This is a genomic window from Micrococcus antarcticus, from assembly GCF_044872765.1.
GTDB lineage: Bacteria > Actinomycetota > Actinomycetes > Actinomycetales > Micrococcaceae > Micrococcus.
The window spans coordinates 913,242-935,223 of record NZ_CP085253.1 but is presented as its reverse complement, the minus strand read 5'-3'; the positions used below and the strand labels follow the sequence as shown (position 1 = coordinate 935,223).

The 21,982-nt window shown below is 75.2% G+C and carries 21 protein-coding genes; 7 read left to right on the top strand and 14 right to left on the bottom strand.

Annotated elements, in window-relative coordinates; all coding sequences use genetic code 11:
- Positions 1-7: 7 nt before the first annotated feature.
- From LG274_RS04300 to LG274_RS04290, 3 genes are all read right to left on the bottom strand, one after another.
- The gene (locus LG274_RS04300; protein ID WP_298712014.1) at positions 8-895 is read right to left on the bottom strand and encodes a glutamate ABC transporter substrate-binding protein; all 888 of its coding nucleotides are present in this window, start codon (positions 893-895) and stop codon (positions 8-10) included.
- A 72-nt stretch (positions 896-967) separates the two neighbouring features.
- Positions 968-1,780 carry an amino acid ABC transporter ATP-binding protein gene (locus tag LG274_RS04295; protein ID WP_248117588.1) on the bottom strand — a complete coding sequence of 271 codons (813 nt, stop codon included), beginning with the start codon at positions 1,778-1,780 and terminating at the stop codon, positions 968-970.
- Positions 1,781-1,865: 85 nt separating this feature from the next.
- A complete protein-coding gene (locus LG274_RS04290; protein WP_298712017.1) occupies positions 1,866-2,939 on the bottom strand; it encodes a transporter substrate-binding domain-containing protein in 1,074 nt (357 codons plus the stop codon).
- Positions 2,940-3,072: 133 nt separating this feature from the next.
- Here LG274_RS04290 and LG274_RS04285 point away from each other — a divergent pair, with 133 nt between their 5' ends.
- The 3 genes from LG274_RS04285 to LG274_RS04275 all read left to right on the top strand — a co-directional run bounded on the left by LG274_RS04285 (position 3,073) and on the right by LG274_RS04275 (position 4,499).
- Positions 3,073-3,873 (top strand): TIGR00730 family Rossman fold protein, encoded by an 801-nt coding sequence (locus LG274_RS04285; protein ID WP_298712019.1) that lies wholly within the window; start codon positions 3,073-3,075, stop codon positions 3,871-3,873.
- Positions 3,870-4,214 carry a cell division protein DivIVA gene (locus tag LG274_RS04280; RefSeq protein WP_298712022.1) on the top strand — a complete coding sequence of 115 codons (345 nt, stop codon included), beginning with the start codon at positions 3,870-3,872 and terminating at the stop codon, positions 4,212-4,214. The genes LG274_RS04285 and LG274_RS04280 overlap by 4 nt, the downstream gene beginning before the upstream one ends.
- Positions 4,215-4,328: 114 nt before the next feature.
- The gene (locus LG274_RS04275) at positions 4,329-4,499 is read left to right on the top strand and encodes a DUF3117 domain-containing protein (protein ID WP_248117596.1); all 171 of its coding nucleotides are present in this window, start codon (positions 4,329-4,331) and stop codon (positions 4,497-4,499) included.
- 79 nt (positions 4,500-4,578) lie between these two features.
- On the opposite strand, the gene LG274_RS04270 is transcribed toward LG274_RS04275, so the two are convergent.
- Positions 4,579-5,229: an O-methyltransferase gene (locus tag LG274_RS04270; protein WP_298712025.1), complete on the bottom strand. Its 651-nt coding sequence runs from the start codon at positions 5,227-5,229 to the stop codon at positions 4,579-4,581.
- 228 nt (positions 5,230-5,457) lie between these two features.
- Between LG274_RS04270 and LG274_RS04265 the strand changes: the two genes are divergently transcribed.
- A complete protein-coding gene (locus LG274_RS04265; protein WP_248117600.1) occupies positions 5,458-6,354 on the top strand; it encodes an anti-sigma factor in 897 nt (298 codons plus the stop codon).
- Between the two features lie 21 nt (positions 6,355-6,375).
- Positions 6,376-7,053 carry a twin-arginine translocase TatA/TatE family subunit gene (locus LG274_RS04260; RefSeq protein ID WP_298712028.1) on the top strand — a complete coding sequence of 226 codons (678 nt, stop codon included), beginning with the start codon at positions 6,376-6,378 and terminating at the stop codon, positions 7,051-7,053.
- Positions 7,054-7,074: 21 nt separating this feature from the next.
- Here LG274_RS04260 and LG274_RS04255 read toward each other — a convergent pair whose 3' ends face one another.
- Genes LG274_RS04255 through LG274_RS04245 form a run of 3 tightly spaced genes read right to left on the bottom strand, consistent with a single transcriptional unit; the run spans position 7,075 to position 10,370 of the window.
- Positions 7,075-8,238 (bottom strand): Mrp/NBP35 family ATP-binding protein, encoded by a 1,164-nt coding sequence (locus LG274_RS04255; protein WP_404465595.1) that lies wholly within the window; start codon positions 8,236-8,238, stop codon positions 7,075-7,077.
- Positions 8,235-9,047: a DUF1003 domain-containing protein gene (locus tag LG274_RS04250; protein ID WP_298987492.1), complete on the bottom strand. Its 813-nt coding sequence runs from the start codon at positions 9,045-9,047 to the stop codon at positions 8,235-8,237. The genes LG274_RS04255 and LG274_RS04250 overlap by 4 nt, the downstream gene beginning before the upstream one ends.
- A 60-nt stretch (positions 9,048-9,107) precedes the next feature.
- Positions 9,108-10,370 carry a magnesium transporter MgtE N-terminal domain-containing protein gene (locus tag LG274_RS04245; protein ID WP_248117614.1) on the bottom strand — a complete coding sequence of 421 codons (1,263 nt, stop codon included), beginning with the start codon at positions 10,368-10,370 and terminating at the stop codon, positions 9,108-9,110.
- A gap of 103 nt (positions 10,371-10,473) precedes the next feature.
- Here LG274_RS04245 and LG274_RS04240 point away from each other — a divergent pair, with 103 nt between their 5' ends.
- A complete protein-coding gene (locus tag LG274_RS04240) occupies positions 10,474-11,211 on the top strand; it encodes a general stress protein (protein WP_366370955.1) in 738 nt (245 codons plus the stop codon).
- 73 nt (positions 11,212-11,284) lie between these two features.
- On the opposite strand, the gene LG274_RS04235 is transcribed toward LG274_RS04240, so the two are convergent.
- Together LG274_RS04235 and LG274_RS04230 are read right to left on the bottom strand one after the other, a co-directional pair.
- The gene (locus LG274_RS04235) at positions 11,285-13,102 is read right to left on the bottom strand and encodes a pyruvate kinase (protein ID WP_404465592.1); all 1,818 of its coding nucleotides are present in this window, start codon (positions 13,100-13,102) and stop codon (positions 11,285-11,287) included.
- Between the two features lie 33 nt (positions 13,103-13,135).
- Positions 13,136-14,707 (bottom strand): aminopeptidase P family protein, encoded by a 1,572-nt coding sequence (locus LG274_RS04230; RefSeq protein WP_404465590.1) that lies wholly within the window; start codon positions 14,705-14,707, stop codon positions 13,136-13,138.
- A gap of 35 nt (positions 14,708-14,742) precedes the next feature.
- Here LG274_RS04230 and LG274_RS04225 point away from each other — a divergent pair, with 35 nt between their 5' ends.
- Complete coding sequence (locus LG274_RS04225; protein ID WP_319076477.1) at positions 14,743-15,594, top strand: PHP domain-containing protein; 852 nt, start codon at positions 14,743-14,745, stop codon at positions 15,592-15,594.
- Positions 15,595-15,736: 142 nt separating this feature from the next.
- Here LG274_RS04225 and LG274_RS04220 read toward each other — a convergent pair whose 3' ends face one another.
- The 5 genes from LG274_RS04220 to LG274_RS04200 all read right to left on the bottom strand — a co-directional run bounded on the left by LG274_RS04220 (position 15,737) and on the right by LG274_RS04200 (position 21,907).
- Positions 15,737-17,716: a DEAD/DEAH box helicase gene (locus tag LG274_RS04220; RefSeq protein WP_404465587.1), complete on the bottom strand. Its 1,980-nt coding sequence runs from the start codon at positions 17,714-17,716 to the stop codon at positions 15,737-15,739.
- Positions 17,717-17,973: 257 nt separating this feature from the next.
- Positions 17,974-19,488, bottom strand: a complete 1,515-nt coding sequence (locus LG274_RS04215) for an RNB domain-containing ribonuclease (protein WP_404465585.1) — start codon at positions 19,486-19,488, stop codon at positions 17,974-17,976.
- A gap of 18 nt (positions 19,489-19,506) precedes the next feature.
- The gene (locus tag LG274_RS04210) at positions 19,507-19,731 is read right to left on the bottom strand and encodes a DUF3107 domain-containing protein (RefSeq protein WP_248117628.1); all 225 of its coding nucleotides are present in this window, start codon (positions 19,729-19,731) and stop codon (positions 19,507-19,509) included.
- A gap of 173 nt (positions 19,732-19,904) precedes the next feature.
- Complete coding sequence (locus LG274_RS04205; protein WP_248117630.1) at positions 19,905-20,552, bottom strand: TetR/AcrR family transcriptional regulator; 648 nt, start codon at positions 20,550-20,552, stop codon at positions 19,905-19,907.
- Positions 20,549-21,907, bottom strand: a complete 1,359-nt coding sequence (locus LG274_RS04200) for a glutamyl-tRNA reductase (RefSeq protein ID WP_404465582.1) — start codon at positions 21,905-21,907, stop codon at positions 20,549-20,551. Before LG274_RS04200 ends, LG274_RS04205 begins: the two co-directional genes overlap by 4 nt.
- Positions 21,908-21,982: the final 75 nt, after the last annotated feature.

Here is a 21,982-nt window from a genome sequence, read left to right as displayed (position 1 = left end):
GGGGTGATCAGGCGCAGGGCTCGAGCTCGGCGTCCTTGCCCGAGTTCAGCTCCTTGTCGTACTCGTAGCCGGTGCCCTCGGTGTTCTTCGTGAGCGACTTCTCCCACTCGCCGGAGTCCTTCATCTCCTTGACGGCGGTGTTGATCTCCTCGCAGCGGTCGGAGTCCTTCGCGATGCCGACGCCGTAGCGCTCGGTGGTGAACGGATTGCCCACCACCTTGAACTTGCCCTTGTTCGCGTCCGTGGCGGCGAGGCCGGCGAGGATGATGTCGTCCGTCGTGACGGCGTCCACCTGGCCGGACTCGAGGTAGGTCACGCACTCGGCGTAGCCGCCCTGTTCCACGAGGTTCACCCCGGAGGCGAACTTGTCCTTGATCTTCTGGGCGGAGGTGGAGCCGGTGACGGAGCAGAGGTTCTTGCCGTCGAGGTCGTCCGGGCCGGTGATGCCGGTCTCGTCGGTGCGGACCAGCAGGTCCTGGCCGGCCACGAAGTACGGCCCCGCGAAGTCGACGCGCTCCTTGCGGGCGTCGGTGATCGAGTAGGTGGCGAAGATCATGTCCACCTCGCCGTTCTCCAGAGCGTTCTCGCGGTTGGCGGAGGGGGTCTGCACCCACTCGATCTTGTCCTCGTCCACGCCCAGCTTCTGGGCCACGTAGCGGGCCACATCCGTGTCGAAGCCGGTGGGGGCGTTCGAACCCTCACGGAAGCCGAGGCCCGGCTGGTCGAACTTGATGCCGATGCGCAGCGAGTCGGAGGACCCCGCGGAGGCGCTGCCCGAGGCGGAGCCGGACGCGGAGGCGCCGGAGTCGCTCGACACAGACGGGGAGCAGGCGGTCAGGGAGAGGGCGGCGGCCGCGGCGACGGCGGTGATGGAGGCGAGCTTCTTGGTGATCATGGTGTCTCCTGGGATCAGGTGCGGGTGGGAGAGGACAGGGAGGGCCAGGCGGCGTGCCGGGACCGCGGGGCGTCAGTGGGTGAGGATCTTGCCGAGGAAGTCCTTCGCCCGCTCGTGCTGCGGAGCCGTGAAGAAGGACTCGGGGTCGGTGTCCTCGAGGACGGCGCCGTCGGCCATGAAGATGACGCGGTCGCCGGCCTTTCGGGCGAAGCCCATCTCATGGGTCACGACCACCATGGTCATGCCCTCCTGGGCGAGCTGGACCATGACGTCCAGGACCTCCTGCACCATCTCCGGGTCCAGGGCCGAGGTGGGCTCGTCGAACAGCAGGGCCTGCGGCTCCATCGCCAGGGCGCGGGCGATGGCCACGCGCTGCTGCTGGCCGCCGGAGAGCTGGGCGGGCATCTTCTTGGCCTGGGGGGCCACGCCCACGCGCTCCAGGAGCTCCATCGCATGCCGTTCCGCCTCGGCCTTCTTCTTGCCCTTGACCCGGATCGGCCCGAGGGTCACGTTCTCGAGGATCGACTTGTGGGCGAAGAGGTTGAAGGACTGGAACACCATGCCGACCTCGGCCCGCAGACGGGCCAGCCCCTTGCCCTCGGTGGGCAGCGGCTGGCCGCCGATGAGGATGCGGCCGCCGTCGTCGTCGATGGTCTCGAGGCGGTTGATGGTGCGGCAGAGGGTGGACTTTCCGGAGCCCGAGGGGCCCAGGACGATCGCCACCTGACCGCGCGGAATGGCGAGGTCGATGTCCTTGAGCGCCTGGAACTCGCCGAAGTGCTTGTTGACGTGTTCGAGGCGGATGAGCGCCTCGGACGGTGCGCCGAAGGCCACCGTGCCGACGGCATGGGCGCCGTGGGCGGTGTCCGGGGTGTGGTGGGTCATGCAGAGAATATAGTCCATGTCACAGGACGCCGTGCGGCGCATCACGCTCCTGGCGGGCTGACGGCCTCGATCCCCGCCCGTCAGCTCACTGGGCGCCCTGCGCGGGGGAGCGGTCGCAGCGGTCGGGATCCGGGAGGGCGGCGAGCCGCAGCTGTGGAGACAGCGGCACCCCGCTGGCGCGCTCGAGAGCCTCGGCGGACCGGGCCCAGCCGCCGTCGGCGCGGTGCGAGGCGAGGGCCGCTGTGACGTCGTCGCACAGCGTGGAGTCCTCCGGCAGGCCGACGCCGTACTGGGCGGCCCCGAGGTCGGCGTCGAGCAGGCGCGCCTCCGGCGCCTCGTCCGCCCGGCTCAGCGCGCCCAGCAGAGGCTCGTCGCCCGCGATCGCATCCACCCGCCCCGTGCGCAGCGCCGGGAGGCACTCGGCGGCGCCGCCCTGCACGAGCAGCTCCACCTCACCGGGGACCTCGGCGCGGAGGGCGGCCGCGGCGGGGGAGCCGGACTCCACACAGACCGTGCCGCCCTCCAGGTCTGCCGGCTCCGCGACGGACGAGTCCGCCGGCACGAGCACGCCCAGGCGGGCGGACAGGTACGGGCCGGCCACGTCCATGGGCTCGTCCGGTGCCGGCGTCAGGGGCACCCCGCCGACCGCCAGGTCGACGATCCCGGCGGAGAGGGCGTCGGCGGGGGAGCGCGTGCCGAGCCAGACCCACTGGACCTGACGCTCCTCGTAGCCGAGGAACATGGCCGTGGCGCGGGCGGCGTCGGCGTCGAACCCGTCCGGGGTGTCGTCCCTCTCGCCCGTGCTCAGGCCGGGCCGGTCGCCGGGCAGGGCGATCCGCAGCACGCCGTCCGCGCGCGGCCGGGGCGTGGGCGCGGCGGAGGCGCCGTCGGTGGCGTCCGTGGTGCTCGTCGTCCGGGCCGGCGTGGCGGAGCGCGGTGAGGAGGAGGTCTCGACGGGCGTCCCCGGCCCGGCAGGAGGCGTGGGGGCCACCGGCGCGGTGGTCTCGGGCCCCGCCGCCTCGGGCGGCTGCGGGGCCTCGGGCGCGGCCGGTGCGGAGCATCCGGACACCAGCGCCACCGTGGCGGCCAGGGCGGCCGTCGCCGCTGCCCGCCGGGCACGGGCGAGGCGGTGGCGGTCGGGGGACGCAGCGGACGGCACGGGGTCTCCTGGGGGTCGACGGCGCGCCGCGCTGGGCGGCGGATGTCACCGCAGGATATCTCCCGGGTGCGCGGGGAGCGCGGGCCTGCGCCACGGGGGCGACCAGAGGGCCCGACTGGCTAGGGTGGGGGCCATGGCCGACCAGACACACCCGTCCCAGCCCGCGGACCCCGATCGAGGGCCCGTGCGCCGCGGCGGGCAGATCCTGAGCGGCGCCGCGGCTGCCGCCCCCACCTTCGACCAGCTCCTGCTGGACACCCGCCAGTCGGGCATGACGGCGCCGCCGGTCTCGGACGTGGCCTCCACGACGTCGGACGCGTGGCGCGTGCTGCGCATCCAGGCGGAGTTCGTGGAGGGCTTCGGGACGCTGGCGCAGCTCGGCCCCGCCGTCTCCGTGTTCGGCTCCGCCCGCACGGGGGAGGGCACCGACGAGTACGCGCTCGCCCGCGAGGTGGGGCGTCGCCTCGCCGAGGCCGGCTTCGCCGTCATCACGGGCGGCGGTCCGGGGGCCATGGAGGCCGCCAACCGCGGCGCGCACGACGTGGGCGGCGTGTCCGTGGGCCTCGGCATCGAGCTCCCCTTCGAGACCGGGCTGAACCCCTACGTGGGGATCGGCGTGGACTTCCGGTACTTCTTCGCCCGGAAGGTCATGTTCCTGAAGTACGCGCAGGGCTTCATCGTGCTGCCCGGCGGCTTCGGTACCCTGGACGAGCTGTTCGAGGCGCTCACCCTCGTGCAGACCGGCACCGTGAGCCGCTTCCCCGTGGTGCTGGTGGACCGTGCGTTCTGGGGTCCCCTGGTGGACTGGATCCGCGGGGCCCTCGAGGCGCGCGGGATGATCTCGCCCGGCGACGTCGACCTGCTCTCCGTGGTGGACACCGCGGAGGAGGCCGTGGCGCTCATGGCCGCGGTCCAGCAGGGGGGCCGGGCATGAGCCAGCCGATCTGGATCGCCCTCGTCCTCGCCCTCGTGGTGGCCGTGGCCGCCCTCGTGGCGGCGGCGACGGGCCGCGCGACCCTGCGCGCGGACGCGCCCGCCGGCGTCGAGCACCGCCACCCCGTGCTCCTGCCCGCGGACCCCCGGGCCCAGGACGTGGACCACGTGCGCCTCGCCGTGGCAGTGCCGGGCTACCAGCGGGACCAAGTGGACGCGGTGGTGGCCGCACTGCAGGAGAGCCTCGCCCGGCGCGAGCGCCGGATCGCCGAGCTCGAGGAGGAGCGTGCCGCCGCCGCTCCTGCCGGCTCGTGTGGCGACAGCCAGCGCGATCCGCGATAATGGGCGTGTGACCGGTCACGCCACGCCTCGCGTGCGGGGGCCGAAGGCACCGGGCCCGTCTGCGACATCCGCCGGCGGCGCCGACACGGGAACACCATCAGAAGGGAAGTCGCAATGGCCGCCATGAAGCCTCGCACCGGGGACGGTCCCATGGAAGTGACCAAGGAGGGACGCAGCCTGATCATGCGCGTGCCGATCGACGGCGGCGGGCGCCTCGTCCTGGAGATCAACGCCGAGGAGGCGCAGGAGCTCAAGGAGTGCCTGCAGGGCGTCACCCAGGGCTGACCGCCCCGAACGCCGCACGCCCCGCGCACCGCTGACCGGTGCGCGGGGCGTCGTGCTTCTCCGGGCTCCTCGGCAGGCGTCAGCGGCGCACGGCCAGCAGCATGCCCGTGCCCGTGGGGACCACGGCGGAGATCCACCGCTCGTCCTCGGCGATGCCGCGGTCCACGGCGCGGGCGGACACCGTGGAGGGCTCGCGCACCGCCGGACGCGGCACGCGGTCGTGGTCCAGGGCGTCGAGGACCACCAGCAGCCCGCCGGGGGCCAGCATGCGGGCGGCCTGGTCCACGTCGAACGCGCGGGAGGCCGGATCGCCGTCCACCACGACCATCTCGTAGGCGCCCGTGGTCAGGCGCGGCAGCACGAGGCGGGAGCGTCCCGTGATCATGCGGGTGCGGCCGTTCGGCAGGTGCGCCTCGGAGAAGGCCTCCCGCGCCGCATGCTGCACGTCCGCCTCCGGGTCCACGGTGGTCAGGACGGTGCGCTCGGGCAGCCCGCGCATCAGAGCGAGGCCCGAGACCCCCGCGCCGGTGCCGATCTCCACGACGGCGCCCGGCGCGCGCGTGGCCGCCAGCACGGTGAGCAGCGCCGCCGCGCCCTCGCTGACCGGCGCCACCCCGAGCTCGGCCGAGCGCTCCCGTGCCCGCAGCAGCACCGCGTCCTCCTCCAGCCGGGTCTCCGCGTACGTCCACGAGGCGTGCTTGGCGGTCGGCTGGGGGTGCAGGGCGGTCATGGGCGCTCTCTCCGGGGGTGGGCGGGGTGGTCCGGCGACGGCGGCGCCGCGGGCTTCCGCGGACGGCCGGCACCGGGCCGGATGCCGCCCCAGTGTACGGAAGAACCGGGGGGGACGATTCAGACTTCTCTCAGACGTGCCGTCCATGATGGGCGGACTGGACCGGCGTCGGCGTGGTCCCCGGCCCTCCGGTCCGGGAGTCGGCGCACCAGGAGGAGGTGGGGCGGGATGAGCCCTCATCACTCGCTGCGCCACCTGGACGCCTACCTCGAGGGCGTGCTCTCGCGCCCGGCGGGCCGCCGGCTGGCGGCCCATCTCTCCCGCTGCCCGGACTGCGCCCGGACCGCCCGTGAGCGGGCCCGCGTCCTGGACGCCGCGCGCTCCGTGGACGCCCGCCCCGCGGCCGTGACTCATCCCGTGCTCCCCGTGCGCGGCGTGTCCGGCCGCCTCGTCGTGCTGGCGCTGGCCATGGTCGTCCTGCTGGGCGGGCTCCTCGCGGCCGTGTGGGTGGCCGGCGCGCCGCGTGGCGTGGCCCGGGCGCAGGCCGGTCCGACGGACGCGCTGGGGGTCGTCCAGCGCCAGTCCGCCGCCGCGTCCTCCCCGGGGGCCACCGTGGAGGAGCTCCGCGGCCTCGGCTGGACCGTGCCGTCCCTGACCGGCGCAGGCCTGCAGCCCCTCGAGGTGCGCGGCGAGCAGGCGGCGGACCTGCTGGAGGTCGCGGTGGTCTGGGGGCGCGCCGAGCCGGCGGTCACGGTGCACGAGTGCCGCTCGCGCTCCGCGACCGCTGTGCCCCGCGGCTGTGCGTCGGGGCGCGAGGACGCCGCAATGCCGGGGAGGCGGCTCCCCGGCGGTGTCGCCTACCGATTGACGGACGACCCGTCCGGAGAGGGGTGGATCGCGGACCTCGCGACGGCGCAGGCGGCCTACCGCGTGGAGTCCACGCTGCCACGCGAGCAGGCGGAGCCCCTCCTCACCCTCCTCGTGGTCTCGGACCGGTCCGGCCTCACCGAGCTGCGGCGCGACGACGCCGTGACGGACCGCCTCGAGCGCGGCCTCGAGCGGATCGTCGAGGCCGTTCCGAGCATGGGCCGGGTGGCCGGCATCCTCGCGGTGGGGCGTCGGTGAGCCTCTAGTAGAGTCTCCACCGTGGCAGGAATCAACGGATCTGAGTTCATCGTCCTCCTGGTGCTCGCCGTGATCATCCTCGGTCCGGAGAAGCTCCCGGAGTACACCCGCGCCTTCACCCAGTGGCTCCGCCGGATGCGGGACATGGCCGAGGGCGCCAAGACGCAGTTCAAGGAGGAGACGGGGACGGACTTCGACGAGGTCAACTGGCGCAAGTACGACCCCCGTCAGTACGATCCCCGCCGCATCATCCGCGAGGCCCTCACCGAGCCGGTGGGCGGCAGCGGCTCCTCCACCGCCGCGCACCGGGCCCAGGCGCTCACGGGCGTGGCCCCCGAGGACCTCCACGGCGGGCTGACCCGCCAGGACATCGCGGACATGGACCCCCGCTCCCTCTTCCGCCGCCCGGGCGGCACGGGCAGCAGCGCCGCCGAGGCCACCGACGTCGAGTCCACCGCCGTCGCGTCCGCCACGGGCACCGCCGCCCCCGACGCCGAGCTCGCCACCGTGGCCGCCGCCGTCGTCCCGGGTGCCGGGACCGCCGTCGTGGGAGGCGCGGCCGTCGCCCTCATGGCCTCCGGCCGCGCCGAGGCCATGGTGGCCGAGGGGCGCCCGGCTCCGGTCCCGGCAGCCGCGGGCCCGGATCCGCTCGAGCTGCTCGGCCTGGCGCCCGCACCCTTCGACGTCGACGCCACCTGATCGCCGCGCTGATCCCGGCGCTCAGCGCGGGCTGAACGGCAGCCGGCGCCCGGCCAGGCTGCGGGGGCGCACCGCGAGCCGCTCGGCGATCGCCAGCAGGGCGCGCGCCGCTGGGCTCTGCGGTGCCGAGGCCACCACGGGGGCGCCGGTGTCCCCGCCCACGCGCAGGGCCGGATCCAGCGGCACCGAGCCCAGCAGGGGGACGTCCGCACCGAGCGCGCCGGTGAGCCGCTCCGCCACCTCGGCGCCGCCGCCCGTGCCGAACACGTCCAGCACCGTGCCGTCCGGCAGGGCCATGGGGCCCATGTTCTCCACCACGCCTGCCACGCGCTGGCCGGTCTGCTGCGCGAGCTGACCCGCGCGCGCGGCCACCTGGGCGGCGGCGTGCTGGGGGGTCGTCACCACCACGAGCTCGGAGTCCGGCAGCAGCTGGGCCGCGGAGATCGCGATGTCGCCCGTGCCCGGCGGCAGGTCCACGAGCAGCACGTCGAGGTCGCCCCAGTGCACGTCCGTCACGAACTGCTCCAGCGCCCGGTGCAGCATGGGGCCGCGCCACGCGACCGGTCGGTCGGCGTCCAGGAACATCCCGATCGAGATGACCTTCACACCGCGGGCCACGGGCGGCAGGATCAGCTGCTCGAGACGGGTCGGGGAGGCGTTCACGCCCAGGAGCCCGGGGATGGAGAAGCCGTGCACGTCGGCGTCGATCAGCCCGACCGCCAGGCCCCGCTCGGCGAGGGCGACGGCGAGGTTGGCGGTGACCGTGGACTTGCCCACGCCGCCCTTGCCCGAGGCGACGGCCAGGACGCGGGTGAGCGAGCCCGCGGCGAACGGGTTGGCGGGGCGCGCGCCGCGCAGCGAGTCCTGCAGGGCGCGGCGCTGCTCGGGGGTCATGACGCCCACGCGCACCGCCACGGACCGGCAGCCGGGCACCGCGGCGGCGGCCGCCGTGACGTCGGCCTCGATGGTCCCGCGCAGGGGGCAGCCCGTGATGGTCAGCAGCACCGCCACCTCGACCTCGCCCGGGGCGGTCTCGCGGACGGACTCCACCATGCCGAGCTCCGTGACGGGGCGGCGGATCTCCGGGTCGACGACGTCGGCCAGGGCCGCGAGCACGGCCCGCTCGAGCTCGGTGCGGACGGCGGGCAGCGGGAGGCCGGCGTCGGCCTGCGGGGACTCGGTCATCGCCGTCCGTCCGCCGCGGTCGATCCGGTGGCGCTCGGGCCGGTCGCGTCCGGGCCGGGGGCGGCGTCGCCCTCCCGGACGCGAGCGGCGGCCTCCTCGGCGGCCTCCTGGGCCGCGATGATCGCGAGCGTGGTGGTCTGGGCGTCGTCGGCGTCCCCGCCGGGCCGCGCGCCGCCGTCGCGGTCCCGGGACTTCTTCTTCTTCGCCTTCTTCACGGAGCCGGCGGCGTCCCCGCCGTCCGAGGCGGGGGAGAGCAGGTCCGCGCGCATCTCGGCGCGGAGCTCTTCGCGGAGGGACTCGCGCAGCTCGCCGATCAGGTCCTCGTGCACGCCGCGCAGCTCGCCCCGGACGAAGTCGCGGGTGGCCACGTCCTGCAGCGCGATGCGCAGGCCCGAGATCTCCCGCGTGAGGTACTCCGTGTCCGCGAGGTTCCGCTCGGCCCGGTCGCGGTCCTCGCGCATGGACACCTTGTCCCGGTCGTCCTGGCGGTTCTGGGCGAGGAGGAGGAGAGGGGCCGCGTACGAGGCCTGGAGCGAGAGCATGAGGGTCAGCGCGGTGAAGCCCAGGGCCGCGGAGTCGAAGCGCAGGCCCTCGGGCCCGTAGCTGTTCCAGCCGACCCACAGGAGGCAGAACAGGGTCATCCACACGAGGAACTGCGGCGTGCCCATGAACCGGGCGATGCCCTCGGTGGCCTCCCCGAAGGCGTCCGGGTTGGGGCTGAAGCGGGGCACTCGGCGTCGGCGCGCGCTCAGCGGCGTGTCCAGGCCCGTGCCCCGGGTCTCGCGAGGCTCCCTCGTGGTCTGCGACATGCTCACTCCTTCGGTGCGGTCCGTGCGGTCGATGCGGTTCGGGGGGTGGTGCGGGAGGGGTCAGCCGGCGGCGGCCGGATGGTCGTCCGGGTCCATCGCGCGCCAGTCGTCCGGGAGGATGTGGTCGAGGACGTCGTCCACGCTCACGGCGCCCACCACGCGGTGCTGGGCGTTGACCACGGGGATGGACGTCAGGTTGTACGTGGCCAGCTCGCGGGTGACGTGGGCCAGCGGGGCCAGGTCGGAGACCGGCTCGAGGTCCTTGTCCATGATGTTGCCGATCGCCTCGGGCGGCGGGTACCGCAGGAGGCGCTGGAAGTGCACGACGCCCAGGAACCGTCCCGTGGGCGTCTCCAGCGGCGGGCGGGCCACGATCACGAGGGAGGCGAGCGCGGGGGAGATCTCGTGCTGCCGGATGGTGGCCATGGCCTCGGCCACGGTCGCCTCGGGCGGGAGGATCACGGGCACGGGCGTCATGACGGAGCCGGCCGTGTCCTCCTCGTACTCGAGCAGGCGGCGCACGTCCTCGGCGTCCTCGGGCTCCATGAGCTCCAGGAGCAGCTCCTGCTGGGAGTCGGGCAGCTCGTGGAGGAGGTCCGCGGCGTCGTCGGGGTCCATCTCCTCGAGGACGTCCGCGGCGCGCTCGATGTCCAGGTGGGAGAGGATCTGGACCTGGTCGTCGTCGGGCAGCTCCTGGAGGACGTCCGCGAGGCGCTCGTCCTGGAGCTCGTTGGCGACCTCCACGCGGCGCTTCTCCGGCATCTCGTGCATCATGTCCGCGAGGTCGGCGGCCTTGAGGTCCTCGTGGGCGGCCACGAAGCTCGTGGCCCCCTGCGGCTCGGCCTGCCCGGCCCAGCGGGCCTCGTCCCACGTGAGGAGCAGGTGCTCTCCCCGCGGGCGGCCGAAGGCGCCGCGGCCCGTGGGGCGCAGGACGTACATGTCCGAGACGAGCCAGTCGCCGTTGCGCTGCTGCTCCAGCCCGATGTCCTCGAGGACGGCCTCGCCCGAGCCGTCCGTGAGGCGCACGCGCCGGTCGAAGAGGTCGCCCGCGACGGTCTGCTCCCCGCCGCGGCGGGAGAAGCGGCGCAGGTTGATGAGGCCCGTGGTGATGATCTGGCCCGAGTCCATGGAGGTCACACGGGTCATGGGCACGAAGACGCGCTTCTTGCCGGGGACCTCGATCACCAGGCCGGTGGCCACGGGGGTGGCGACCCCGCCCCGGTCCAGGACCACGACGTCGCGCAGCCGGCCCAGACGGTCGCCCAGCGGGTCGAACACGTCCAGGCCCAGCAGGCGGGCCACGAAGATCTTGGGGGAGTTCACCGGGCCAGCCTAGTGGGTCCTCTCCGCGCCCGCCCGGTGGGGCGGGTGTCCGCAATGGGCGGACTCCCGGGCCTCCGCGCCCGCGGCCAGGCACAATGGGGACATGTCCTTCATGATGTCCAGCCCCGCCCCCGGATCCGGCGACACGGGCCTGCCCCGCGGAGAGCTCGTGGCCACCTACTCCACGTACACCGAGGCGCGCGAGCAGGTGGACCGGCTGGCCGCCACGGACTTCCCGGTCAGCGCCGTCTCCATCGTCGGCAAGGACCTGCGCGTGGTGGAGCGGGTGCGCGGCCGCCTCAACTACGCGCAGGTGGCGCTCGGGGCGGGCGTGCGGGGCCTGATGTTCGGCGCCCTGATCGGCGCGTTCCTCCTCCTGCTGGACCCGTCGGGAGGGCCGCTCCAGATCCTCACCTCGGCGCTGCTGGGCCTGGCCGTGTGGCTGCTGTTCGGGGTGATCGGGTTCGCGCTGCGCAAGGGCCGGCACGGCTTCGCCTCCTCGCAGGCCGTGGTGCCCGCCGGCTACGACCTCGTGATCGCCTTCGAGCACGCCGCGCGCGCCCGCCAGGAGCTCGGCCTCACCGCCCGCCCGGCCCCGGCGGCCCCCGCGCCGGCGGCTCCGGCCCCCATCACGGCGGCCCCGGACCAGGCCGCTCCCGCGGACCACGACGCCGGCACGCCCGCTCCGTCGGCCCCGGCCGGCACGCCCGCGGCCCCGGCCGGCCTCGACCGCTCCTACGGCGTGAGCCTGCCCCCCGAGGAGGTCGCGCGCCTCATCGAGGCACGCGGCGGCCGCCCCGGGCCGCAGCCTCCGGCCGAGGGCGGCTCCCACCGCGCCTGACGCGCCGCCCCGCACACCGCGGCCCGGTCCCCCGAGGGGCCGGGCCGTCGTCGTCGGGGGACCGCCGTCCCGTTCAGAGGCTCCAGGACTCCAGCCGCCGCAGCATGTCCCCCTTCTTGCGGGTGTGACCGCCCATGCGGGCGAGGATGTCGCCCAGCGAGGTGATCGCGTCCTCGATGTAGGGGCCCTTGTTCAGCATCGCGGCCTCCGCGCGCTGGGCCATCGCGGCGTCGGTGATCTCGGCGCGCGAGGGCAGGCCCTTCTTGGCCAGCGACTCGAGGATCTGCGTGGCCCAGATCGCGGGCACGTGGGCGGCCTCGCAGAGCCACAGGATCTCCTCCTGGAGCTCGGCCATGCGCTCGAATCCGGCCTCCACCGCGAGGTCGCCGCGGGCGATCATCACGCCCACGTCGTTCCACCGCATGGCCTCCAGGAGCATGAGCGGCAGCTGCTCGAACGCGGCCACCGTCTCGATCTTGAGGGTGACGTCCACGTCCTTCGCGTCCTGCTCCTCGAGCGCCTCGATGAGGCGGGCGACGTCGGCGGCCGAGCGCACGAACGACATGTTGACCATGTCCGCGTGGGAGGCCACGAACGGGATGTGGGAGAGGTCCTCCGCCGTGAGCGCGGGGATCTCGAGGGCGGTGTCGGGGAAGTTGATCCCCTTCTCGGCCTTCAGCTTGGCGCCCGCCGGCCCGGCGTTCGTGACCGTCAGGGTGATCTCCTCGCCGTCGTTGGCGGTCACCTCGCCGCCGATCCGGCCGTCGTCGATCCACACCCGCTCGCCCACGGAGACGTCCCGGAAGGCCTGCTCGAGGGAGCAGCCGATGCGGTAGGGCGGGGCGGCGACGGCGGGGCGCGCCTGCATCGAGCGGGTGAGCACCACGTCCTCGCCCACCTGCACCCGCATGCTCTGCTCGAGCGGGGGCAGTTCGCCGACCGTGAGGGGCCCGTGCGGGGTGTCCACCCGCATGCCGGTCTCCCAGTACACGGTGCGGACCGTGCTCACGAGCAGTCCGGCGCCGCTCACGCGCTCCACCATCAGCGTGCGGCGGGATCCGCGCGCGTCCTTCAGGTCCACCTCGTCGCCCGGCTCGAGGGCGGCCAGCACCTGCACGTCCGGGTCCTGCAGGGGCACGACGACGCCGTCCCCCGCCGGGTGCTCCCCGGCCCCGTCCGAAGCGGCGCCGAGCCACACCCGGGACGGCTCCAGGACCTGGCCGCCGTCGTCGCGCGAGGGCTTCACCTTGAGCACCCGCGGCCCCGGCTCGAGCGGGCCCGTGCGCAGCTTGGGCCCGGCCAGGTCCATCGCGACGCGCGGTGCGGGGCGCTCCTCCGAGCCGAGGCCGCGCAGCGTGTCGATCATGGCGGCCCACGCGTCCTCCCCGTCGTGGGCGCAGTTCACGCGGGCCAGGTCCATGCCCGCCGCCGCCATGCCGCGCACCAGCTCCGGGTCCGTGGCGGCCTCGCTCGGCATGGTGACCATCACGCGGGTCTGCCGGTCCTGGCGCATCGGGCCCAGCAGGGCGTTCGCGTTGCGCTCGAGGATCTCCCGCCCCACGGCGGGGGTGAGCGCGGACGGCGCGCCGTCGTCGGGCTCGGCCGCAGGCGCGCCGTCCAGCGCGCGGACCGCGCGGACCGCGCGGAGCACCGCGTCCAGGTGGCCGAGCACCCCCGCCTCCATGCGCCCGAGGGAGGAGAGCCCCACCTCGCTGAGCGCGTCCTGGAGGGGGCGCAGGTCCGTGCCGCGCAGGGCCACGTAGTGCACGAGGTTGCGGGCGGAGGGCCGGTGGCGCTCGCGCACGCGCTCGATGAGGGCGGCGTGCTCGGCCTCGGCGTCGAGGAGGCGTTCCCGCAGGTCGGTGAGCTCGGAGACGAGGTGGGCGGTCATGCCCGCGAGCCTAGCCAGAGCCCCCCGCGCCGATCACCCCTGGAGGCGCGCCATCCAGGCCTCCACGTCCTCGGGGGCGCGGGGCAGGGCGGCGGAGAGGTTCTCCGCGCCGTCCTGCGTGACGAGGACGTCGTCCTCGATCCGCACGCCGATCCCGCGGTACTCCTCCGGGATCGCGAGGTCCTCGGCCTTGAAGTACAGCCCCGGCTCGATCGTGAACACCATGCCCGGCTCGAGCACGCCGTCGAGGTAGAGCTCCCGCTTGGCCTGCGCGCAGTCGTGCACGTCCAGGCCGAGGTGGTGGGAGGTGCCGTGCGGCATCCAGCGGCGGTGGTGCTGGCCCTCCTCGGACAGCGCCTCCTCGGCGGAGACCGGCAGCAGGCCCCACGCGGAGAGGCGATCCACGAGGACGCGCATGGCCTCCGCGTGGATCTCGCGGAAGCGGATGCCCGGCTTCACGATGGCGAACGCGGCGTCGGCGGCGTCCAGCACGGCCTGGTACACGCGGCGCTGCACCTCCGTGTAGGCCCCGTTCACCGGGAGGGTGCGGGTGATGTCCGCGGTGTAGAGGGAGTCGTCCTCCACGCCCGCGTCCAGGAGCAGGAGGTCGCCGTCGCGGACCTCCCCGGTGTTGCGGATCCAGTGGAGCACGGTGGCGTTGTTCCCGGCGGCGGCGATCGTGTCGTAGCCGAGGTCGTTGCCCTCCTCGCGGGCGCGGGCGAAGAAGGCGCCCTCCACGACGCGCTCTCCGCGGCGGTGGCCCACCGCGCGCGGCAGGGCGCGGACGACGTCCTCGAAGCCGGCGATCGTGGCGGCCACCGAGGCGCGCATGCGGTCGACCTCCCACTCGTCCTTCACGAGGCGCAGCTCGGAGCAGAACTCGACGAGCTCGACGTCGGCGGCCTGGGCGGCCGCGGGGTCCTGGCCGGCCGCGGTGCGGGCGGCGGCCACCTGGGCGTCCACGTCGAGGTCGGACTCGGCCAGCAGGCGGACCTGCCCCTGCCCGGCGTCCTTGGTCAGGGCCGACTCGAGCTCCTCGAGGCCGGCGGTGCGCAGCCCGGTGCGGGCGGCCATCTCCGCCAGGGTGGGCCGGGGTCCGATCCAGAACTCGCCCGCGCGGGGGTCGGCGTAGAACTGCTCCGAGTCGCGCCCCGCGAGGGGGCGGAAGTACAGGGTGGCCTCGTGGTCGGCCCCGTCGTCGCCCACCCCGGGGTCCGTGGGCTCGAGGATGAGCACGGCATCCGGCTCGTGGTCCACGCCCAGGCCCGTGAGGTGCGCGAACGCGGAGTGTGCCCGGAAGCGGTAGTCGGTGTCGTTGGAGCGGACCTTGAGCCGGCCCGCGGGCACCACGAGGCGCTCGCCGGGGAAGCGGGCGGAGAGTGCGGCGCGGCGGCGCGCGGCGTGGGGGGCCACGGCGTCGGCGGCGGGCAGGTCCTGTGAGGCGGGCGCCCAGCCCGAGGCCATGAAGGCGCGGAAGGCGTCCGAGCTGGGGCGCTGGGAGCGGTTCTCCACTCGCTCGGCCAGGGGCTGGGGGGCCGGGCTGGTCTCGGCGGCGGGACCGCCCTCGGGAGCAGGGTCGGCGGGGTGCTGTGCGGAGTCGGTCATGCCCACCATCATGGCACCGCCTACGCTGGGGACTCATGGCGCGCTATGACCTGCACACCCACTCCACGGAGTCCGACGGCACCCAGCCGCCCGCCGACGTGGTGCGGGCCGCGGCCCGCGCAGGCCTGGACGGACTGGCCCTCACCGATCATGACACGGCCTCCGGCTGGGCCGAGGCCGCGCAGGCGGCGCTCGAGGAGGGACTCACGTTCGTCCCCGGCATGGAGATGTCCTGCATGGCCGCCGACGGCACGAGCGTGCACCTGCTCGCCTACCTCCACGACCCCGAGGACCCGACCCTGCTGCGCGAGCTCACGGCCGCGCGCTCGGCGCGCCTCACGCGGGCGCAGGAGATGGCTGCACGGCTGGGGGAGGACTACCCCCTCACGTGGGAGCTCGTGCAGGAGCACGCGGCGGAGGGCGCCACGATCGGCCGCCCCCACCTGGCCGACGCGCTCGTCACCCTCGGCGTGGTTCCGGACCGCTCCGCGGCGTTCGCCACGATCCTGACCGGCCGCTCCAAGTACTACGTGCCGCACCACGCCCCGGACCCGGCGGTCGCCGTCGAGCTCATCCGAGGTGCGGGCGGCGTGCCCGTGTTCGCCCACCCGCGGGCGACGATGCGCGGCCGGGTGGTGGGCGTGGAGGTCATCGAGTCCATGATCGAGGCGGGCCTGGCCGGCCTCGAGGCCGACCACCGGGACAACCCCGAGCCGGAGCGCGCGTGGCTGCGGGAGCTCGCGGACCGCCACGGCCTCATCGTCACGGGCTCCTCGGACTACCACGGGGCCGGCAAGCCCAACCTGATCGGCGAGTTCACGACCGGCGAGGACGTCCTCGCCGAGATCGAGCGGCAGGGGACCGGCGCCGCCGTCGTGCGGGGGTGAGCCCGACCGTCCCTTCTCACTCCCGGGGCCCCGGCCGCACCCGTGATCGACCCTGGAGCCGCAGCGACCCCTCCGCGCGCCGGATCGGCCGTCGGAGGGGTCGCGGGGGCGCCACGAGCGCTGCGGAGCCGGGCGGGGAGGCTCAGCGCGTGGTGCCGCGCTTGCGGGCCTCCATGCGGGCGCGGCTGCGCTCGCGGCGGCGGGCGTGACGGTCGCTCGTGCCCTCCGCGCGCCGCTCGGCGCGCTCCGTGCGCGGGGCACGCTCGGTGCCCGCGGAACGGGGAGCCGCGGCCTCCGCCGCGGGGCGCTCCGCACGGCCCTCGGACCGCGACTCGGCCCGGCGGCCGGTGCCCTCCGTGCGCGGGGCGCGCTCGGACCGCTCAGCACGAGCGGGGCTCTCGACGCGCTCGGCGCGGGGCGCGCGATCCGCGGAGCGCGAGGCCTTCTGCTCCGCCTGCTCGGGGCGGGGGCGCTCGTCCGCGCGGCCCTCGGCGGGGCGCCCGTTCACCGCGGCGCCCGCGGAGGGACGCCCGCCCCGACCGCGTCCTCGACCACGGCCGCCGTCGCGGGAGCCCTCCCGCTCGGCGTCACGGCCACCACGCTCGCCGTCCCGGCCGCCGCGGTTGCGGTCCTCGTCCCGGGCGCCACGGCCTCGACCGCCCTCGCGGGCGCCGTCGCGTCCGCCGCGCTCGCGGTCCCCGCCGCGGCCCGCGCGGGGCGTGGACTCAGGACCGCCGAGGTCCTCGAGGCGCTCGCCGCTCAGGCCCTCGAGGGTGCGCTTGTCCTTGGGCAGGCGGCCCTTGGTGCCCTTGGGGATGTCGAGGTCCTCGAACAGCCACGGGGAGGAGGAGTAGGTCTCCGGCGGCTCGGGCTGGCCCAGGCCCAGGGCCTTGTCGATCAGCTTCCAGCGCGGCAGGTCGTCCCAGTCCACGAGGGTCACGGCGATGCCCTTGTGCCCTGCACGGCCGGTGCGGCCCACGCGGTGCACGTAGGTCTTCTCGTCCTCGGGGGCCTGGAAGTTGAACACGTGGGTCACGTCGTCCACGTCGATGCCGCGCGCGGCGACGTCGGTGGCCACGAGGATGTCCACCTTGCCGTTGCGGAATGCGCGCAGCGCCTGCTCGCGGGCGCCCTGGCCCAGGTCGCCGTGCAGCGGACCGGCGGCGAAGCCGCGGGAGACCAGCTCGTCCGCCACGCGGGCGGCGGTGCGCTTGGTGCGCGTGAAGATGATGGTGCGGCCGCGGCCGTTCGCCTGCAGCGCGCGGGCCACGAGCTCGTCCTTGTCCATGTGGTGCGCGCGGTAGACGAGCTGGCGGATGTCCTTCTTCGTCAGGCCCTCGTCCTCGCCGTCGGAGGCGCGGATGTGGGTCGGCTGCGTCATGTAGCGGCGCGCCATGGCGACGACGGGGCCGGGCATGGTGGCCGAGAACAGCATGGTCTGGCGCTTGCCCGGGACCGCGGAGAGCAGGGTCTCGACGTCCGGGAGGAAGCCGAGGTCCAGCATCTCGTCCGCCTCGTCCAGCACCACCGTGTTCACGTGGTCCAGGCGCAGGTGCTTCTGGCGCAGCAGGTCGATCAGGCGGCCGGGGGTGCCGACGACGACCTCGACGCCGCGCTGCAGCTCCTCGATCTGCGGCTCGTAGGCGCGGCCGCCGTAGATGGTGGCGATGCGCACGGGCCGCTTCGACGCGGCGAACACGAGGTCTCCGGCCACCTGGACGGCGAGCTCGCGGGTGGGGGCCACGATCAGAGCCTGCGGGGCGCCGGCGGTGCCCGCGGCCTCCAGCCTGTCCCAACCGGGCTCGCCCGGGCCGATGGCGCGCTGCAGCGCCGGCAGGCCGAAGCCCAGGGTCTTGCCCGTGCCGGTCTTGGCCTGGCCGATGATGTCGTGGCCGCCGAGGGCCACGGGCAGGGTCATCGACTGGATGGGGAAGGGGTGCACGATCCCCTTGCCCTCGAGGGCCTCCACCATGGCGGGGTGCACGCCGAAGTCGGCGAAGGTCTGCTCGGGGGCCGCCGGGACGGTGTCCTCGGTGAGCGTCTCGCGGGCGATCTCGGCGACCGCGGGGTCGACGTCGTCCGCGGCGGTCTGGGCGGTGTCAGGGGTGGTGTTCTCGGTCATGGTGACTCGCGATCGTCTCGTGCGTCGCAGCGACGGGCGGGTGGGCCCGGCCACGCCGTGCGCGCGGTGGTGGAGCCGATCGCGGAAGGGCGGGGGCGATGCCCCCTGGACTCGGTCTCGACCGCGCCGTGCGAAGGCGGGCCATGCCGGATCCGGCAGGTCGGTCACCCGCCGAGGAGCCTCGGACACGAGGGACCGTGGAGCGCTGCGGCGAGTGGGGTTCGTGGGTGATCAGATGCGACCGGTCATCCCAGGGGTCAGCGTGAGCTGTGGGGCCAGTCTACCCCGGTGGCCGTGACCTTCCCGGAGGCCACGTCCACCGCGTCGATCCGGATCCGCACGCGGGTGCCGGGCTCCGCCGCGGCCGGCACGCGCACGGCCACGGGGGGCTGGGCGAGCTGCACGTCCGCGGACTCCCCGCCGGAGCGCACGACGACGCCCTCCAGCTCGGCGCCGACGTGCTCCGAGAGCTCGGCCGCCTCCACGAGGTCGCCGGCCGCGCGGTCCGCGGCCGAGGCGCGCCGGCCGGCGTCCTGCATCAGGGCGGGGAGCTCGGGCAGCGCCCGGCGGGCCCACGCAGGCACCGGCGCGCCGCTCACGAGGGCGTGGCACACGGCCAGCACGAAGCGGTCCACGAGGCGCCGCAGGGGTGCGGTGGCGTGCGCGTAGGGCGCGGCCAGGGCGGCCTGCTCGGGATCCGCGGGGAGGGCGCGCAGGGCGGGATCCTCGGCCTCGGCGTCGAAGGCGGTGTACCCGGCTCCGCGGAACAGGGACGTGGCGGCGTGGAGGACGGCGAGGTGGCGCGGCTCGCGGGGGTCGACGGTGCGCAGGTAGGCCCCGTAGTCGGCGCCCTCCTCCCACGGATGCCCCAGCGCGCGGGTGCGGGCGCGGAACGCGGCGACCGCCTCGGTGTCCGGGGCGGGCATGGTGCGCAGGACGCCGACGCCGCCGTCGAGCATGATGCGTGCCGCCTCCATGCCCGTCATCAGGGAGAGCTGGGCATTGTGGTCCTCGGCCGGCAGCGGGATGCGCTGGCTGATCTCGTACCGGCCGTCCACCACGTGGATCTCCTGGTCCGGCATGTTCAGGGACGCGCCGCCGCGGGCGACCTCCTGCGCGGTGCGCCGTCGTCCGACCTCCGGCAGCAGGGCGATCGAGGCGCGGAGCTCCTCCGGCCAGGCCGCCGCCTCGGGCGCGTCCGCGGAGTCCAGGAAGGCCTGCACCTGCTCGTACGTGAGCTGGGCCCGCGATCGCACGCGGGAGCGCACCAGCGCGGTGCGCTCCACGGCCCCGTCCACGGCGAGCGTGAACGTCCACACGAACGCGGGACGGTCGACGTCGGGCAGCAGCGACGCGGCGCCCTCGCTCAGCACCTCTGGGTGCAGGGGGACGCGGCCGTCCGGCAGGTACACGGTCTGGCCGCGACGCCGGGCCTCGCGGTCCACCTCGCCCTCGGGCGCGACGAAGGCGGGCACGTCGGCGATCGCGTAGCGCACCGTGAGCCGACCGTCCTCGGCGGCCGCGATGTGCAGCGCCTGGTCGAGGTCCGTGGACCCGGATGGGTCCACGGTGACGAAGGGGACGGCCGTGAGGTCGACCCGCTCCGCGTCCGAGCCGAGGGAGGCGAGCACCGCGGCGGCGGACTCCTCGGCCTCGGCGAGCACGGGCGCGGCGAAGCCGCCCGGCAGGTCGAGCTCGACCCGGAGGGCGGCCAGACGCTCGGTCAGCGCGGCGTCCTCAGACCCGCGCACCTCGACGGCGTGGTGGGGCATGGCGGCGCGGCCCGCAGATCAGGAGGCCGCGAAGCCCAGGGGGCCGGACTTCTTGGCGCCGATCTCGACGAACCCGATGTTCGAGCCCGGGACCACGACCTGGCGGCCCTTGACGTCCGTCAGGCTCAGGAGGGAGCCGGCGGCGAGGGCGGCGTCCACGAGGGCGCGCACCTCCTCGGCGGTCTGCTCGCTCTCCAGGACGACCTCACGGCCGACGTGCTGCACTCCGATGCGGATCTCCATGGGTGGACCTCACTCTTCCCTCGTGCGTGGACTCCTCGCTGCGCGGACACGCGTCCGCGCGGCGGATGTGCGGTCAGCCTACGGGACGGCCCTGTCGCCTCATGCGGCGGGGGCGGGGTTCACGCGCGTGGCGTAACCGGGCGGCATCCGCGGAGGCGGCGGCGCCCTCCCCGTCAGGCGGCGCGTCCGGTGGGCAGGTGGGAGAGCCCGGTCCACAGCAGGGCGTCCACGATCGCGGCCGTCCGCGCGGCGTCCGGGCGGCGACCCGCCTCGAGCCGGTCCGCCCAGTGGCGAGCGGCGCCGAGCACGTACGCCACGAGGCCGCGGGAGAGGATCTCGGCCTCGGCGTCGCCCACGCGCGTGTCCTCGGCGAGGATGCGGCTCACCTGGGAGGCCACGGCGCGCTCGACCGCCTCGACGCGTGCGCGCACCTCGGGGTCGTGCTCGGCGCCGGAGTCGAAGAGCAGCCGGTGGGAGCGCCCGGGGGATCCCATGTAGGCGAAGACCGCCTCCACCGTGGCGTGCACGCGGTGACGGTTGTCGCCGGGGGAGGACATGGCCGCCGTGAGGCGGCCCGTGAGGTCGGCCACCTCGGTGTCCAGCAGCTCGAGGAAGAGCTCGTGCTTGCCGAGGAAGTGCTGGTAGAGCACGGGCTTGGAGACGGCGGCCGCCTCCGCGATCTGGTCCATGGCCGTGCCGGCGTAGCCGTGCTCCACGAACACGCCGCGTGCGCACCCGAGGAGCTGGCGGCGCCGCTGGGCGCGCGGCATCCGCACGGTCCGCTCGCGCGGGCCCGCCCCCTCACCGGGGTGCACGCTCATGCGGTGCGGGCCGCGCCCGGCCCGCCCTCCGCGGCGCGGTGGGCCGGGCAGGCCTCCTCGGCGGGGGCCGGGGCGGGCGCGGCCGAGGGCGGGGCGATGTCGAACAGCACCTCGAGGGCGCGCTCGTACTCCTCGAGCCTGCCCTGGGCGGCGAGCTCCTTGGCCCGCACGCTCGGGCCGTGGAGGAACTGGTTCACCATGCGGCGCAGGGCGAACTCCACCTCCTCGGACGCGGCGGTGCACCCGTGGCGCGCCCGGACCCGCTCCATCTCGTGGTCGAGGGCCGTGAGGGTGTGGCGCCGCAGGGCCTTGATCGCGGCGTCCGCGCTGCGGCTGCGCTGGGCGGCCGAGTACTCGGCGACGGCGCCGTCCACGAGGCAGCGCGCCTCGTCCACGGCGGCGCGCGCCTGCTCGGGCGCGGCCAGGCGGACGGACTCGAGGGTGATCAGGTCCACGCCCTCCACCTCGGCGACCGCGGGGTCGAAGTCTCGGGACAGGGCCAGGTCCACCACCGTGAGGGGGTGCGCGGAGCCCTCGCGCAGCTGGGCGAGGCGCTCGGGGCTGATCTGCCGGTCCCCGCCGGAGGAGCCGATGATCACGTCGGCCTCGGCGACGGCCCCGGCCACGTTCTCCCCGCCGAGCGGGAGCGCCCAGCCGCCGCGGTCCGCCACGAACTGCTCGGCGCGCCCGGACGCGGAGTGCACGCCCACGGCGACGGCGCCGCGGTCGGCCAGCTGGGCCAGGGTCGTCCCGGCGTAGGCGCCGGTGCCGATCAGCAGGACGGAGGCATCGGCCCAGAAGGCGTCGCGCGCGTCGGCGTCGTGCAGGCCGCGCAGCTCCTCGGTGAGGTCCAGGGCCACGGAGACCACGGAGCGGCCGGTGGCGCCGAGCGCCGTCTGGGAGCCCACGTCCTTGGCGGTGCGCGTGGCGGCCTCGAAGAGGCGGACGAGCGAGCCGGAGGCCGTGCCCTTCTCTCGGGCGTCCAGGAGCGCGCGGCGCACCTGGCCGGCGATCTCCCGCTCGCCCACCACGGCGGAGTCCAGTCCCGCGCCGACCTCGAAGAGGTGGCGGGCCGTGGCATCGGCGCCGAGCACGCGGAACGCGCCGCGCACGGAGTCGTCCGGCAGGCTGCTGCTCTCGGCGATGGCGGCCACGAGGTGCTCCCGCGCCTCCTCCACCCGCCCCTCGGCGGCCTCCGCATAGACCTCCACGCGGTTGCAGGTGGCCAGCACCACCGCCCCCGCCGTGGCGGGGGAGGGCAGGGCGGAGCAGACGCCGGTGGTCCCCGCGCTCAAGCGGGCCACCGTGTCCAGGTCGAGGTCGTGGTGCGAGGCCACCAGGGAGAAGACAGTCACAGCGCCAGCCATCCTACGCGCCGGCGGCCGGATCGGCAGGGAACGCGGCCCGCGTCACAGCCGTCGCGATATGCC